This window comes from Cypionkella sinensis (assembly GCF_042646385.1).
GTDB classification, from domain to species: Bacteria; Pseudomonadota; Alphaproteobacteria; order Rhodobacterales; family Rhodobacteraceae; genus Cypionkella; species Cypionkella sinensis.
Map to the genome: position 1 here is coordinate 2,407,346 of NZ_JBHRTO010000001.1, position 15,773 is coordinate 2,423,118.

The 15,773-nt window shown below is 64.2% G+C and carries 13 protein-coding genes; 10 read left to right on the forward strand and 3 right to left on the reverse strand.

Features of this window, described 5'->3' with window-relative positions:
• Window positions 1-114: 114 nt before the first annotated feature.
• The gene (locus ACFOGH_RS12060) at window positions 115-864 is read right to left on the reverse strand and encodes a hydroxypyruvate isomerase family protein (RefSeq protein ID WP_380073317.1); all 750 of its coding nucleotides are present in this window, start codon (window positions 862-864) and stop codon (window positions 115-117) included.
• 26 nt (window positions 865-890) lie between these two features.
• Complete coding sequence (locus tag ACFOGH_RS12065) at window positions 891-1,460, reverse strand: DUF1285 domain-containing protein (protein WP_380073318.1); 570 nt, start codon at window positions 1,458-1,460, stop codon at window positions 891-893.
• An 84-nt stretch (window positions 1,461-1,544) separates the two neighbouring features.
• Here ACFOGH_RS12065 and ACFOGH_RS12070 point away from each other — a divergent pair, with 84 nt between their 5' ends.
• From ACFOGH_RS12070 to ACFOGH_RS12085, 4 genes are read left to right on the forward strand one after another with little or no spacing between them, the layout of a single operon-like run.
• Window positions 1,545-2,549: an AAA family ATPase gene (locus ACFOGH_RS12070; protein WP_380073319.1), complete on the forward strand. Its 1,005-nt coding sequence runs from the start codon at window positions 1,545-1,547 to the stop codon at window positions 2,547-2,549.
• On the forward strand, window positions 2,546-3,412 hold the full coding sequence (locus tag ACFOGH_RS12075; RefSeq protein WP_380073320.1) for a DUF58 domain-containing protein: 867 nt from the start codon (window positions 2,546-2,548) through the stop codon (window positions 3,410-3,412). Before ACFOGH_RS12070 ends, ACFOGH_RS12075 begins: the two co-directional genes overlap by 4 nt.
• The gene (locus ACFOGH_RS12080; RefSeq protein WP_380073321.1) at window positions 3,409-6,159 is read left to right on the forward strand and encodes a DUF4159 domain-containing protein; all 2,751 of its coding nucleotides are present in this window, start codon (window positions 3,409-3,411) and stop codon (window positions 6,157-6,159) included. Before ACFOGH_RS12075 ends, ACFOGH_RS12080 begins: the two co-directional genes overlap by 4 nt.
• The gene (locus ACFOGH_RS12085) at window positions 6,156-8,225 is read left to right on the forward strand and encodes a hypothetical protein (RefSeq protein WP_380073322.1); all 2,070 of its coding nucleotides are present in this window, start codon (window positions 6,156-6,158) and stop codon (window positions 8,223-8,225) included. The genes ACFOGH_RS12080 and ACFOGH_RS12085 overlap by 4 nt, the downstream gene beginning before the upstream one ends.
• Here the strand turns inward: ACFOGH_RS12085 and ACFOGH_RS12090 are convergent.
• Window positions 8,206-8,898 (reverse strand): DUF599 domain-containing protein, encoded by a 693-nt coding sequence (locus tag ACFOGH_RS12090; protein WP_380073323.1) that lies wholly within the window; start codon window positions 8,896-8,898, stop codon window positions 8,206-8,208. The genes ACFOGH_RS12085 and ACFOGH_RS12090 overlap by 20 nt on opposite strands.
• 136 nt (window positions 8,899-9,034) lie before the next feature.
• Between ACFOGH_RS12090 and ACFOGH_RS12095 the strand changes: the two genes are divergently transcribed.
• The 6 genes from ACFOGH_RS12095 to ACFOGH_RS12120 all read left to right on the forward strand — a co-directional run bounded on the left by ACFOGH_RS12095 (window position 9,035) and on the right by ACFOGH_RS12120 (window position 15,704).
• On the forward strand, window positions 9,035-10,468 hold the full coding sequence (locus ACFOGH_RS12095) for an FAD-linked oxidase C-terminal domain-containing protein (RefSeq protein ID WP_380073324.1): 1,434 nt from the start codon (window positions 9,035-9,037) through the stop codon (window positions 10,466-10,468).
• A 59-nt stretch (window positions 10,469-10,527) separates the two neighbouring features.
• Window positions 10,528-11,589, forward strand: coding sequence for an FAD-binding protein (locus tag ACFOGH_RS12100; RefSeq protein WP_380073325.1), 1,062 nt, complete (start codon window positions 10,528-10,530; stop codon window positions 11,587-11,589).
• Window positions 11,589-12,860, forward strand: coding sequence for a glycolate oxidase subunit GlcF (glcF, locus tag ACFOGH_RS12105; RefSeq protein WP_380073326.1), 1,272 nt, complete (start codon window positions 11,589-11,591; stop codon window positions 12,858-12,860). Before ACFOGH_RS12100 ends, glcF begins: the two co-directional genes overlap by 1 nt.
• 57 nt (window positions 12,861-12,917) lie before the next feature.
• A complete protein-coding gene (locus ACFOGH_RS12110) occupies window positions 12,918-13,718 on the forward strand; it encodes a trypsin-like serine peptidase (protein ID WP_380073327.1) in 801 nt (266 codons plus the stop codon).
• A 159-nt stretch (window positions 13,719-13,877) separates the two neighbouring features.
• The gene (locus ACFOGH_RS12115; RefSeq protein ID WP_380073328.1) at window positions 13,878-14,354 is read left to right on the forward strand and encodes an Hsp20 family protein; all 477 of its coding nucleotides are present in this window, start codon (window positions 13,878-13,880) and stop codon (window positions 14,352-14,354) included.
• Window positions 14,355-14,456: 102 nt separating this feature from the next.
• Window positions 14,457-15,704: a trans-sulfuration enzyme family protein gene (locus tag ACFOGH_RS12120; protein ID WP_380073329.1), complete on the forward strand. Its 1,248-nt coding sequence runs from the start codon at window positions 14,457-14,459 to the stop codon at window positions 15,702-15,704.
• Window positions 15,705-15,773 lie beyond the last annotated feature (69 nt).

Below are 15,773 nucleotides of genomic sequence, written 5' to 3' on the forward strand. Positions count from 1 at the left end.
AGCCTCGATTCTACAGTGGGGCGACAGCCAAACCTTAACAAATCCTTAAATCGGCATATCTATGCCATTGTAATCAAACAAATAAAAAAGGTCCCGCGTTGGGACCACGTCTAATCAAGCCCCAATCAGCCGCGACCGCGCCTTAAGCGCCCCGAGCCAGGCCAGCCCATGCACCGTCGCGCGGGCGGGCCGATATTCGGCCGAAACCCAGCCCTGATAGCCACCCTCATCCAAGCTCGAACACAGCCCGGTCAGATCGAATCCACCGCCCCCCGGCTCGTTCCGCCCCGGAAAGCCTGAAATCTGCACGTGATTGACCAGACTGCCTTGCTTGGCCCAGACCGCCTGCGCATCGCCATGAATCCGGGCGGCATGCCACAGATCAAACTGAATGCCCACCCGATCCAGCCCCAGATCATCAACGATCCGCCCAGCCTGATCGAAGTCGTTCAGAAAATATCCCGGCATGTCATCGGGGTTCAAAGGCTCTAGCGTCAGCAGCAAATCCGGCGCCTGCGCCGCCGCCCAAGCGATATTCTCGGTATACACCTGCTCGGCCTGTGGCCCCTTCGCCACCCCCGCCATCACATGCACCCGCGCCGCCCCCAAGCGCGCCGCAAGCTCTGCCGCGCGCAGGAAGCCGTCGCGAAAGCGGCTCTCCTCGCCCGGCACGGCGGCAAAACCGCGATCCCCCGCCGCCCAATCGCCGGGCGGGGTGTTGATCATCGCAAGCGGCAGGCCGGCAAGGGCGGCCTCCCAATCCTTGGCGGAATGATCATAGGGAAACAGTATTTCCGCACCATCAAACCCCGCCTGCGCGGCCAAGCCGGGGCGATCGAGGGCGGAAACCTCGGTGAAAAGCATGGTCAGGTTTGCGGCGAATAAAGGCATCAGCGCAGGTCTAGCGAAGGAATCACCGGAAAGAAACACCCATCTGACCAAAGCCCGAACCAGCTTGCCCCATCGCGATCCTCATGCACCCCCAACTCCATCAACCGATAGAAGGATTTACGGTCAATCAGCGCCTCAAGCCCCGCCCGGATATGCACGTAAGGCGCAGGCTCCCCCCCTGCCCCCATCGCCACGCGGATCGGGTTTTCGGCACCCGCGACCACCTCATCCTCGGTCTTGGTGAAAAACCGCAGGCGCTGATCCCGCCCCGCGCCCTCCACCTCAAAATCCACCGCCAGCATCGGTGCGTCATCGACCCGGATGCGCACCTTTTCCACCGGCGTCACAAGGAAAAACTCATCGCCCTCACGCCGCAGAATCGACGAGAACAGCTTCACCAGCGGCATCCGCCCGATGGGAGAGCCTTCGTGAAACCAGTTCCCATCCCGCGCGATCCGCATATCTATGTCACCGCAAAACGGCGGATTCCACAGATGCACCGGCGGCGGGCCTTTTTTTGCGGCAGCCTGCACCGCCGCCAACCCTTCAGCCAGCGGTTTCACGATCATTTGTGCATCTTCGCTTTTTGCCATTTGTGCCCGGTGCCCAGTTTGGATCATATGGCACCATATAACCCGTTACGGAGAATTGTCATGGCCGATCCCACCCAACTCGTCGCCGAGATCGAACAGCTTGGCGCGCGGCTGGCACAGGCCAAAGCCTCGATCAACCAGCGCTTTATCGGGCAGGATCGCGTCGTCGATCAGGTTCTTGCGGCGATGCTGTGCGGCGGCCATGCTCTGCTGGTGGGTCTGCCGGGCTTGGGCAAGACGCTGTTGGTCGACACTTTGTCCACCGTGATGGGGCTGAAGGGCAACCGCATCCAGTTCACCCCCGATCTGATGCCCGCCGATATTCTGGGCTCGGAAGTGCTGGAAACTGCCGCCGACGGCAGCCGCGCCTTCCGCTTCATCGAAGGTCCGGTGTTTTGTCAGTTGCTGATGGCGGATGAGATCAACCGCGCCTCGCCCCGTACCCAATCGGCACTGCTGCAAGCCATGCAGGAAAAGGAAGTCACCATCGCAGGCCAGCACCGCGCCTTGGGTCGCCCCTTCCACGTGCTTGCCACGCAAAACCCGATTGAACAGGAGGGCACCTATCCCTTGCCCGAGGCGCAGTTGGACCGTTTCCTGTTGCAAGTAAATGTCGAATACCCCACCCGCGCGCATGAGCGTGACATTCTGCTGGCCACCACCGGCGCCACCGAAGCGCATGCCCATCAAGTGTTTAGCGCCGAAGAACTGTTCGCCGCCCAGACCGTGCTGCGGCGGATGCCGGTGGGCGATCAGGTGGTCGAAGCCATCCTCGATCTCGTCCGCGCCTGCCGTCCAGGAGAGGCCGAGGGTCGCGATCTGGCGGGCAGCCTGTCTTGGGGGCCGGGGCCGCGTGCCGCGCAAGCGCTGATGCTGACCGTCCGCGCCCGTGCGCTGTTGGATGGCCGCTTGGTGCCCTCGATTGCCGATGTCGCTGCCATGGCGAAACCCGTGCTGGAACACCGCATGGCGCTGTCCTTCGCCGCCCGCGCGCGCGGTGAGACCCTGTCGGGACTGATCGAGCGCACCATCACGCGCAGCCTGAAGCTTGAGGCCGCTGCGTGACCCTATCCGTCGACCTTCGGGCGCGGGCGGAGACGCTTGGCCAATCGCTGCCAGCCCTGCTGGCCGAGGCCGAACATCTGGCAGCCACGCTGATGCTGGGCGAACATGGCCGCCGCCGCGCAGGGCAAGGTGATGAATTCTGGCAATACCGCCCCGCACATCAGGGCGACGGTGCGCGCAGCATCGACTGGCGCAGATCGGCCCGTTCCGATGTGCATTTCATACGTGAACGCGAATGGCAGGCGGCGCAATCGGTGACGCTTTGGGTCGATGCCGCACGGTCGATGGCATTTTCGGGTGACAAGGTCCGCGCCCCCAAAGCGGATCGCGCCCGCCTTCTGGCCTTGGCGCTTTCGGTGCTGCTGTTGCGCGGCGGTGAGCGTGTCGGCCTTTCGGGCCACACGCCAAAACCCGGTCGCGCGCAGATCATGGCGTTGCTGGAAGGTTTGGCATCGGACGATGCCGCAGACTACGGCACGCCGGAAATCGCGGGCATGGTCAGCCATGGCCGGGCGGTGTTCCTGTCAGATTTCTTGGGTCAAATCGAGCCTTTGGAAACCGCACTCACCCTTGCCGCAGATCGCGGTGTGCGGGGTATTCTGCTGCAAGTGCTTGATCCGGCAGAAGAAGACTTCCCCTATCTGGGCCGCACCGTGTTTGAATCGATGCAAGGCTCCTTGCGCCACGAAACCCAATCTGCGGGCGATCTGCGCGCCCGCTACCTTGATCGTCTGGCCGAGCGTAAGGCCAAACTGACCGCCCTCGCCCGCGCTGTGGGCTGGCATTATCACTGTCACCACACCGGGCAATCGGCGCAAACCGCGCTGCTTTGGGCCTATTCCGCGCTGGAGGGGGGCCGATGACCCTGCTCGCCTTCACCACGCCCTGGCTACTCTGGGGCCTGATCGCCCTGCCGATCCTGTGGCTTTTGCTGCGCGCGATCCCCCCCGCCCCCATCCGCCGCCGCTTTCCGGCGGTGGCGCTGCTGCTGGGGCTGACCGACGAAGAGCGTCAGGCCGACAAAACCCCGTGGTGGCTCTTGGTGCTGCGCGCTTTGGCGGTGGCTGCGGCGATCATCGGTTTTGCAGGCCCCATCCTGAACCCGGAAAATCGCCCCGCAGGCACCGGGCCGCTGCTGATCGTGCTGGATGGCGGCTGGGCCGACGCCCGCGATTGGCCGGGGCGGATCGACAAGGCCAGCACCCTGCTGACCGAGGCCGGTCGCGCCGGTCGCCCAGTGGCGGTGATCCGGCTGACCGATCTGCCGCAAACCGTCAGCTTCCAGAATGCCGAAACTTGGGCAGGCCGCCTCGCCGCGATTGAGCCGCAACCCTTCGCCCCTCAAAGCTATGACGATTGGGCGAAAACCCTGCCCGATCAGGGCTTTGACAGCTATTGGCTCTCTGACGGCCTTGATCATCCCGGCCGCGATGCCCTGCTGGCAGCCCTGCGCGCCAAAGGCAATCTGACCGCCTTTGTCTCGCCCCGCCCGGTGTTCGCCCTGCGTCCGGCGGGTTTTGAGGATGGCAAAATCATCCTGACCGCCGCCCGCCTGCCCGCAGATGCTGCCGATCTTGACGTGATCGCGCGCGGGCCCGACCCTTCGGGGATCGACCGCGAACTTGCGCGCGGCAGCCTGCATTTCGACGCAGGCGCGCCCGAGGCGAAAACCACGCTCGACCTGCCGCCCGAGTTGCGCAACCGCGTCAACCGCTTTGAGCTGCTGGGCCAACGCTCGGCAGGTGCGGTCAGCCTGACCGACGACAGCCTGAAACGCCGCAAGATCGCAGTGATCGGTGGCGCGCCAGATCGCGAAGGCCTGCCGCTGCTGCAACCCACCTACTACCTGCGGCAAGCACTGGTGCCGGTGGCCGATCTTGTCGAAGGCAGCTTGTCGGATGTGATCCCAGCCAACCCCGATGTGATCATCCTCGCCGATGTTGCCAAAACCACCCCTGCCGAGGCCGACGCGCTGCTGGAATGGGTCAACAAAGGCGGCCTGCTGCTGCGCTTTGCCGGTCCGCGCCTTGCGGCTTCGGAACTGTCGCGCGCCGACGAAGACCCGCTGATGCCGGTGCGCCTGCGCGAAGGTGGCCGCTCGGTCGGCGGCGCGATGAGTTGGGGAGAGCCGAAAACCCTCGCCCCCTTCCCCGAAAACTCGCCCTTCCACGGCTTGGCCGTCCCCGATGATGTGACCGTCACCCAACAGGTGCTGGCCCAGCCTGACCCCGATCTTTCCACCCGCACCATCGCCGCATTGGCCGATGGCACCCCGCTTGTCACCCGCAAGGAAATCGGGGCGGGGCAGGTGGTGCTGGTGCATGTCACTGCCAATGCCGAATGGTCGAACCTGCCGCTCACCGGCCTGTTCGTGCAGATGCTGGAACGGCTGGCGGTTTCGACCAAACCCGCACAACCCAACGCGCAGGATCTGGTCGGGCTGACATGGGTGCCGCAAAAGATCATGGATGGCTACGGGACAGAGCGTGACGCAGGCGAAATCGCCGGGATCGAAGGCGCAAAGCTTGCCAAAGCCATCGCGACCGGCCCCGGACCGGGCCTGCCCGCAGGGCTTTACGCCAGTGCCGAGCGCAAAGTGGCGCTGAACGTGATCGCCGCCGACACCAAACTCACCGCCGCCGCTTGGCCATCAGGCGTGGCCATCGAAGGCATTGAAACCGTCAAATCCACCGCACTCAAAGGCGCGCTGCTGACAGCTGCGATGCTGCTGCTGGCACTGGATGTGCTGGCGGCGCTGTGGGTGTCGGGCCGCATCGGCGGCTTGGCGCGCGGCGCGGTCGTGGTGCTGGCCCTGCTGCTGCCGCACGACGCCCGCGCGCAGGTGCCTGACGATGTCAAGGCAATCGAGGCAACGCGCGGCGTGGTGCTGGCCTATGTCCAGACCGGCGATGCCGCGGTCGATCAGGTGTCCGAGGCCGGGATGCGCGGCCTCAGCGATCAGTTGTGGCTGCGCACGGCGGTAGAGCCTGAAATGCCGATCGCCGTTGATCTTGAGAAAGACGATCTGGCGTTCTACCCCTTCCTCTACTGGCCGATCACCGCCAATCAGCAGATCCCGTCAACTGCCGCCTATGCCAAGCTGAACCGCTTTCTGCGCACCGGCGGCATGATTATGTTTGACACCCGCGACGGTGACATCGCGGGCTATTCCGGCGACGCCACACCCGAAGGCCAAATGCTGCAACTGATCGCGGCGGGCCTTGACATCCCCCCTTTGGAACCGATGCCGAAAGACCATGTGCTGACCCGCAGTTTCTACCTGCTGCAAGACTTCCCCGGCCGCTACACCGGGGGCGCGGTCTGGGTCGAAGCCTCTGACCCTGCCGCTGAGCAGGCCGAAGGCATGCCGTTTCGCAATCTGAACGACGGCGTGACGCCGGTGATCATCGGCAGCGCCGATTGGGCCTCGGCTTGGGCCACCGACACCGACGGCGTGCCGATGTTCCCAATTGGGCGCGGCTACGCGGGCGAGGATCAGCGCGAGATTTCCTACCGCTTCGGCATCAACGTGATCATGCATGTGCTGACGGGCAACTATAAATCGGATCAGGTGCATGTGCCTGCCCTGCTGGAAAGGCTAGGCGAATGAGCCGTAGCGTGATCTTCGACCCGCTTATCCCGATGCCGTTGATCTGGGCTTTGGCACTGCTCGCGACGGCTCTGGTGGGTTTTGCGCTGTGGAAAGGCCTGCGCGGCTGGCTGCTGCGCGGCCTTGCCTTTACCGCACTGGCGCTGGCCCTGCTGAACCCCTCGCTGCAAGAGGAAAGCCGCAAGCCGCTGTCTGACATCGTGCTGCTGCTGGTGGATGACAGCGCCAGTCAATCCCTGTCGGATCGCAAGGCGCAGACCGATGCCGCCATCGCCCGCATGACGGCCGAGATCGCCGCCCTGCCCAACACCGAACTGCGGCTGATCCGCTTTGCCGATGGCCCCGATGACGCGGGAACGCTGGCTATGACGGCGCTCGCCCAAGCCATCGCCGAAGAACCCCGCGCCCGTATCGCCGGGGCCATTCTGATCACCGATGGCCAGGTGCATGATCTGGGCCTTGCCCCCAGCCTGCCCGCGCCCTTGCAGGTGCTGCTGACCGGGAAAAAGCAGGATTGGGATCGCCGCCTGATCATTCAGGACGCCCCCGCCTTCGCCATTCTGGGCGAGGAATTCAAACTGAAACTGAAGGTCGAAGACAAGGGCGCGGTTCCGGCCTCGGCGGGCGCCTCTGTCGCGCTGACCATTGGCGTGGATTCCGACGCGCCGATGACCTTCCAGATCCCGGTGAACGAGGAAATGGAACTGCCCGTCCGCCTGCCCCATGCCGGGATGAACGTGCTGCAATTCTCGGTCGCCCCCGCCGAGGGCGAGTTGACCGCCCGCAACAACACCGCCGTGGTGCAGGTGAATGGCGTGCGCGACCGTCTGCGCGTGCTGCTGGTCTCGGGCGAACCCCATGCCGGAGAGCGCGTCTGGCGCAACCTGCTGAAATCCGACCCGTCGGTCGATCTGGTGCATTTCACCATCCTGCGTCCGCCGGAAAAGCAGGATGGCGTGCCCGTTGAAGAACTGTCGCTGATCGCCTTCCCCACCCGCGAGTTGTTCGTGGAAAAGATCAAGGATTTCGACCTGATCATCTTTGATCGCTATCGGATGCGGGGCATCCTGCCGATGGAATATATTGATAACGTGGTGCAATACGTCAAAAACGGCGGCACGGTTCTGGTGGCGGCTGGCCCGGAATTTGGCGCGGTGGATAGCCTGTGGCGCTCGCCTCTGGCCGAGATTTTGCCCGTGGAACCCACCAGCCAGGTGATCGAGGAAGGCTACAAACCCGCCCTCACCGAACTGGGCCGCCGCCATCCCGTCACCGAAGGGCTGGAAACACTGTTTCCCAAAGGCTGGGGCCGCTGGTTCCGGCTGATCGACGTGAACCTGCTGCGCGGGCAAGTGCTGATGTCCGGCCCGCAAGACAAACCGTTGTTAGTGCTGGATCGCGTCGAACAAGGCCGCATTGCCGTGCTGGCCTCGGATCAGGCGTGGCTCTGGGGGCGCGGCTATGAAGGTGGCGGGCCGCAGTTGGAACTGCTGCGGCGTCTGGCGCACTGGATGCTGAAAGAGCCAGAGCTTGAGGAAGAATCGCTGACCGCCACCAACAAGGGCGAGGTGCTGTCGATCACCCGCCGCACGGTGTCAGAGGTCGCCTTGCCCGATCTGACCATCACCGGCCCCGACGGCACCAGCCAAACCCTGACCCTGCCGCAAACCGGGCCGGGCAAATACAGCGCTGATTGGAAAGCCCCGGCTTACGGCCTTTATCGCCTGCAACAAGGCGATCTGGTGCGCGTCGTGGCGGTAGGGACTTCGGCCCCCAAGGAATTCGCCGAAACCCTCGCCACCGATACGGGCCTCGCCCCGATTGTAGCGACAATGCAAGGCGGCATCGTGCCGATCGAGGCAGGCCTGCCCGGCATCCGCAGCGTGCGCGAAGGCCGCCCCGCCGCAGGGCGCGGCTGGATCGGCATCACCCCGCGCGGCGCTTTTGTCACCGAGGATCTGCGGGTCGTTCCGCTGGTTCCGGGCTGGTTGATGCTGCTGCTTGCCACAGGTCTGGCAGTCGCGGCTTGGCTGTCCGAGGGGCGTTTTAAGCGTCGGGCAGCATGATCTTGCGCGACTGCGACGCAAACTCGCGCCGGATCAGCATGGCCGAGGTCAGCACCGTGGTCGCGATCAACACATAAGGCCCCAGCAACCACCCCAGACTGCCAAGCGCGAAATAGATCGAATGCAGCCCGCGGTTAAAGCTTTTGGCGGCGGTGATGTTCAACTCTCCGGCCTGCGTGGCACGGTGCAGGGCCAACGGGTCGGCGGGGTCATTCGGCACCGCCGCCATCATCACCGCGCAATAGCCGAACAGCCGGTTTGACCAGATGAATTTCAACACTGCGTTGGCCAGAAACACCACCACCAGCAACACCCGCACCTGCAATCCGGTCGCATCCGCAGGCAGCGTCAGACCCTTGGCCAGCCCGACAACCGTGGTCGGATTACCAATCAGCGCAATGCCTCCACCAATCGCGATCAGCGAGGCGCTGGCGAAAAACGCCGTGCCCTGCCGCAAGCTGTCGATGATCGAAGCATCGAAAATCCGCGGCTGCCGCGTCAAAAACTGCCGCATCCACTCGCGCCGGTATTCCTTCATCAGCATGGTCACAGATGGCCGGTTGGCCGGGGGATGCTCGATCAGCCACCCCGTCGCCGCCCAGGCGAACAGGTGAAGCGCAACCGCAATCGCGTCGATGGTGCCCAAGGGGCCAATGCTGATCATGCTCTGCATGACACAAATCTATGGCCTCGCCGTGTTTGGCGAAAGGGGAAACACAATGCAATCAACGCTCCAGTGAATCCGCGCCACGATCCGCTTGCGTAAATCTGAAATTGGTTATATTTTATGACCACACAAGGAGTGCGCCATGGATATGCCCCTGCCCGATGCCGCGATCATTGCGCGCAAATCGGCGATCACCGCCCGCCTGCGCAGCGTCTTGCCTGCCGATGCGGTGATCAGCGACCCGGCCGAGACCCGCGCCTACGAATGTGACGCGCTGACCGCCTACCGCTGCGCCCCCATGGCCGCCGTGCTGCCCCGCACCACCGAAGAGGTCGCCGCCGTTCTGCGGATTTGCCATCAGGAAGGCGTGCCCGTCGTGCCGCGCGGGGCCGGAACCAGCCTTGCGGGCGGCTCTTTGCCCACCGCCGACTGCGTGTTGATCGGTGTCGCGCGGATGAACGCAGTGCTGGAAACCGATTACGACAACCGATTCATCCGGGTGCAATCGGGCCGCACCAACCTGTCGGTGACGGGGGCGATTGAATCAGACGGCTGGTTCTACGCCCCCGATCCCTCCAGCCAACTCGCCTGCGCCATCGCGGGCAACATCGCGATGAACTCGGGCGGCGCGCATTGCCTGAAATATGGCGTCACCACCAACAACCTGCTGGGCGTGACGCTGGTGCAGATGGACGGCACTGTCGTGGAAATCGGCGGGCCGTGGGCCGATGCGGGCGGCATTGATCTGCTCGGCGTGATCTGCGGATCGGAAGGCCAGTTGGGCATCGTGACGGAGGCCACCCTGCGCATCCTGCCGAAGCCCGAGGGCGCGCGCCCCGTTCTGGTGGGCTTCAACTCCAACGAAGTCGCAGGCACCTGCGTGTCAGACATCATCAAGGCCGGTATCCTGCCCGTCGCCATCGAATTCATGGACCGCCCCTGCATCCGCGCCACCGAGGCCTTCGCCAAGGCAGGTTATCCGGATTGCGAGGCTTTGCTGATCATCGAAGTCGAAGGCTCGCCGCCCGAGATTGCCGAGCAACTGGCCCGCATCAAGGCCATCGCCCTGCAACACAACCCGGTCGAATTCCGCGAAGCCGCCGATGAAGATCAGGCCAAGCGTATCTGGCTGGGCCGCAAATCGGCCTTCGGTGCCATGGGCCAGATCAATGATTACATGTGCCTGGATGGCACCATCCCGGTGTCCGCCCTGCCCTACGTGCTGCGCCGCATCGGCGAGATGAGCGCCGCCTGCGGTCTGGACGTGGGCAATGTGTTTCACGCAGGCGACGGCAACATGCATCCGCTGATCCTGTTCAACGCCAACAAGCCGGGTGATCTGGAACTCTGCGAGGCCTTCGGCGCCGACATTCTGAAACTTTGCGTCGAGGTCGGCGGCTGTCTGACGGGCGAGCATGGCGTCGGCATCGAAAAGCGCGATCTGATGTCGGTGCAGTTCAATGCGGCAGATCTGGAGGCGCAGTTGCGCGTCAAGGATGTGTTCGACCCCGGCTGGCTGCTGAACCCGGCGAAGGTGTTTCCGCTGGAGGCCACCGCCAGTCGGCGCGCTGGTTGACGCCGCCGGGGCCTCGCCCCGGACCCCAGAGTATTTAGGCCAATGTGAAAGACCACCCGATGCGCCCTTCGTCAGAAGTTGAACTAAGCGAGATCATCCAAGGCGCGCAGGCTGTGCAAATCCGGGGTGGCGGCACGCGTGGCCTTGGCCGGGCGGTTGGCGAGATCTTGGACACCAGCGGATTATCAGGCGTAGAGCTCTATGAACCCGGAGCGCTTACACTGGTGGCGCGCGCGGGCACTGCGCTGGCCGAGATCGAGGCGCTGTTGGCATCAGAGCGGCAACGGCTGGCATTCGAGGTGCCAGACTTGCGCGCGGTTCTGGGCCGCACGGGCGCGTCCACCATTGGCGGCGTGGTCGCGGCCAATGCCTCTGGTCCGCGCCGAGTGCAGGTGGGCGCTTGCCGCGATGCGCTGCTGGGTGTGCGCTTTGTCGATGGCCGCGGTGATGTGATCAAGAACGGCGGGCGGGTGATGAAGAATGTCACCGGCTATGATCTGGTCAAACTGCTGGCCGGATCGCAGGGCGCTTTGGGTGTGCTGAGCGAAGTGTCGTTCAAGGTGCAGGCGGTGCCCGAGGCCGAAGTGACGCTGGTGGCCGAGCGCAGCTTGCCGCAGGGTCTGGCCGATCTGCGCGCCGCGCTTGGCTCGCCCTATGACATCTCTGGTGCCGCTTGGGTCGCAGGCCGCGCGATGATCCGGGTTGAGGGTATGGCCGGATCGGTCGCCTATCGCGCGGGCAAATTGCGCGACCTGCTCGGGTTTGAAGCCGCCCTTGCCGATTGGACTGCGGTGCGCGATGTGGCGGCCTTTGCGGGCCGCCCCGGCGCGGTCTGGCGGCTGTCGGTGAAGCCCACCGCGGCGGCTGATCTGGTGCAAGCGCTTGATCTGGAAGCGGTTTGCGATTGGGGCGGCGGGCTGATCTGGCTGCTTGAACCCACGGGTCAGGCCGACGTGCGCACGGCGGTCGCAGGCGTGGGCCATGCCACGCTGATCCGCCCCTTACCGGGCATGACCGCCACCGCCTTTCCGCCAGAACCGCCCGCCGTGGCCGCCCTGACCGCAGGCCTGCGCGCGCAATTCGACCCACGCGGCATTTTCAATCCGGGGATGATGGCCTGATGCAGACGCATTTCACCGACACGCAACTGCAAGACCCCAAGCTGGCCGAGGCCAACACGATTCTGCGATCCTGCGTGCATTGCGGCTTTTGCACCGCCACCTGCCCGACCTATCAGGTGCTGGGCGATGAGTTGGACAGCCCGCGTGGGCGGATTTACCTGATCAAGGAAATGCTGGAAACCGGCCGCCCCGCCGATGCCCGCACGGTCAAGCATCTGGATCGCTGCCTGTCTTGCCTGGCCTGCACCACCACCTGCCCGTCGGGCGTCGATTACATGCATCTGATCGACCAGGCCCGCGCCTATGTCGAGGCCACCTACAAGCGCCCGCTGTCCGACGGTGCCCTGCGCTGGCTGCTGGCAAAGGTTATCCCACATCCCACCCGCTTTCGTCTGGCGCTGTTCGGCGCAAAACTCGCCCGCCCCTTCGCGCGCCTGATCCCTGATGCCCGCCTGCGCGCCATGCTGGCGATGGCCCCGAAAACCATCCCCCCGGTCAGCCGCAACGATGATCCGCAAAGCTTCGCGCCGACCGCGCCCAAACGGATGCGGGTGGCCCTGATGACCGGATGCGCGCAAAAGGCGCTGAACACCGATATCAACGACGCCACCATCCGCCTGCTCCGCCGCCTTGGCTGCGAAGTGGTGGTGCCGCGCGGCATGGGCTGCTGCGGTGCGCTGACGCATCACATGGGGCGCGAGGCCGAAAGCCATGCCGCAGCCCGCGCCAATATCGCAGCTTTCATCGCCGAAAAGCGCGCCGGGGGCTTGGATGCCATCGTGATCAACACCAGCGGCTGCGGCACCACAGTGAAGGATTACGGCCACATGCTCGGCACGCCCGAAGCTGCGGAAATCGCAGGCTTGGCTTTGGATATTTCCGAACTCTTGCAACGCCTTACCCTACCCGAAGGCGCGCCTAAAGGCCTGACCGTGGCCTACCACGCCGCTTGCAGCCTGCAACACGGGCAGCAGATCAAGACCGCCCCGAAAGACCTGCTGAAACGTGCGGGCTTCACCGTGGTGGAACCCGCCGACAGCCATCTCTGCTGCGGATCGGCGGGCACTTACAACCTGTTGCAACCTGCGATTTCGGCCGAGTTGCGCGCCCGCAAAGCCCAGACCCTCGAGGCCAAGCGCCCGGACATCATCGCCGCCGGAAACATCGGCTGCATGATGCAGATCGGTGGCGCCACGCAGATTCCCATTGTCCACACTGTCGAGTTGCTGGATTGGGCAACAGGTGGGCCAAAACCGCGCGCGCTTGCATGATTTGCCTCACATCTGCCGCAGTTTCTGGCTAGCTGGGCGCACCAGCCCGGAGGATTCATGCGCCCGACCCTGTTTGCCCTGCTTGCCCTTGCCGCCCTGCCAGCAATGGCACAGGAATCCCCACTGGTCAGCCTGCAAACCGCCAATGATTCAAAGGGTTGGAATGCGGTTGGCCGCATCAATCTGGGCGACCGCGGCTTTTGCACCGGCACTTTGATCGCCCCCGATCTGGTTCTGACCGCCGCACATTGCCTGTTTGACAAGGAAACCGGCGCGCGGTTTGAAGCCCGCGATCTGCACTTCCTCGCCGGTCTGCGCAATGGCCGGGCCGAGGCTTACCGCGATGTCGCCCGCGCCGTGGCCCACCCCGATTACGCCTATTCCGGTGCCGACGATCTGGATCGCACCGCCTATGACATTGCCCTGCTCGAGCTTGATCAGCCGATCCGCGTGCCCTCGATCCAACCCATCGCCGTCACATCCCCGCCCGCTCTGGGCGATCAGGTTGGCGTGGTGTCCTACGCCCAAGACCGCGCCGAGGCGCCGTCGCTGCAACAGATCTGCCATGTCATTGATGGCTCGGATAAAGTGCTGGTGCTGTCTTGCGATGTCGATTTCGGCTCGTCCGGTGCGCCGATCTTCACGATGAAAGATGGCGTGCCGCAAATTGTCTCGGTGGTCTCAGCGAAGGCCGAAGCCGATGGCAAGAAGGTCTCGCTTGGCACAGCGCTCGAGGCACCGCTGGCCGTGGTGATGGCCGAAATGGCCAAGGAAAACCGCGCGGTTTCGGTCGCAGGGTCCAAGATCGGAACCCTGTCAGGCGGCAAGGCCAGCGGCGCAAAATTCATCAAACCGTAAGATCAAATCGCTGGGTCTTGAAAGCCGCCCGCGCATTTCCCAAATCAGCGTTGTTCCCAAAGTGCCGCAATCGGGCTTGGGGAGCGTTAACCCGCCTTGCCCCTATGGGAAGGCACCCCGCGCCGTCGCAGGACGGCCATCGCTTGAAAGAGGATGAAGATGCGTAACTTTGATTTTGCCCCGCTGTACCGCGCCACTGTTGGCTTTGACCGCATGGCCGATCTTGTGGACCGCGCGCTCAGCGCCGATGTGGCCCAGCCCACCTATCCGCCCTACAATATCGAAAAGACCGCCGAAGATGCCTATCGCATCTCGATCGCCGTCGCAGGCTTCTCGCCCGACGAGCTTTCGGTCGAAGTGAAAGACGGCGCGCTGCATGTCACCGCCCGCAAAGCCCCGGAAACCGAAGGCCGCGCCTATCTGCATCGTGGTATCGCCACTCGCGCCTTTGATCGCCGCTTTGCCTTGGCCGATCATGTCCGCGTCACCGGTGCCACCCATGAGCACGGCATGCTGCACATCGACCTGATCCGCGAAACCCCCGAGGCGCTGAAGCCCCGCCGCATCGAAATCGGCCGCCGCGCCGATGTCGAAGTTAAAGCGGTTGAGCAGCAGGCCGAGCCTGCCAACGCCTAAATCTGGCACAGACCCAAAAGGCCCGGCCCCGCGCCGGGCCTTTTGCTTTACGCACGTTCCTGCGATACTCGCCTCAGACCGCAACAGCCGGATGAGGCATCGATGAAAACCCACCTGCCCCCCAAACAGATCAAGGCTGTCGAAACCGCGCACCCAATGCACCCCGCCACCCGCGCGCTGGATGGTGGCCTGCACCCCGATCCGATCACTGGCGCGATTGCGCCCAGCATTTCGATGTCGGTCAACAATGTCTTCACCCCCGGCGGCTCGGCGTTTTCCGCCGATGGCGTCGGCGATCTGACCGAACTGCCCTATCTTTACGCCCGTTGGACCAACCCAACCGTCCGCGACCTGGAACGCCGCCTCGCCAGCCTCGAATCCGCCGAAGATGCGCTTGCCACCGCAACCGGGGTCGCCGCCATCGCCGCGACCTTTCTGGCCCTGCTGAAATCCGGCGATCATCTGATCATTTCCGATGTCTGCTACGCCGGGGCCTATGAACTCGCCACCCGCATCCTGCCGGGTTTTGGCATCGAAGTCACGCCGGTGAACCTGTCAAACCTTGAAGCCCTCAAAGCGGCCCTGCGCCCGAACACCAAGCTGATCCACGCCGAAAGCCCCTGCAACCCCTTGCTTCGGCTGACAGATCTTACTGCGCTGGCCGAAATCGCGAAAGCCGCAGGTGTGCTGACCTCGGTCGACAGCACCCTCGCCACCCCGGTGATCACCCAGCCGCTGAGCCATGGCTTTGATCTGGTGATCCACTCGCTGACCAAATTCATGAACGGCCACGGCGATGCCTTGGGCGGCGCGGTGATTGGCCGCAAAGAGCTGATCTCGCGCATCCGCGCCTCGTCTGGTGTCTATCTGGGTGCGGCTTTGTCGGCGCAAAACGCTTGGCTGATCCTGCGCGGCATCGACACGCTGTTCCCCCGCCTGCGCACCGCATCCGCCAACGCGCTGCTGCTGGCCCAGCACCTTGAAGCACATGCCAAAGTGCTGGCCGTCACCTACCCCGGCCTTGCCAGCCACCCGCAACACACCCTTGCCACCCGCCAGATGGCCCTTCCCGGCGGCATGATTACCTTCCAAACCGCCGATCCCGAAACCGTCGCGCAAAAGATGGCCGCCCGCTTCCGCGTCTTGCATTACGCGTTTTCCTTGGGCCACCAGCGCAGCATCTGCGTGCATATCGGCACCGATGACATCATGGCCTCGACCTACCGCATGACCGGCGAAAGCCTTGCCGATTACAAACGCTTCGCCGGTGAAGGCGTGTTCCGCCTGTCGGTCGGTCTGGAAGATCCGCGCGATCTGATCGCCGATCTTGACCGCGCGCTGGCCGACTAATCCCAAGCCGCTCCGGCCTTGAGCCGGAGCCTCATGGCCGCCCACGAGGCCCCGGATCAAGTCCGGGGC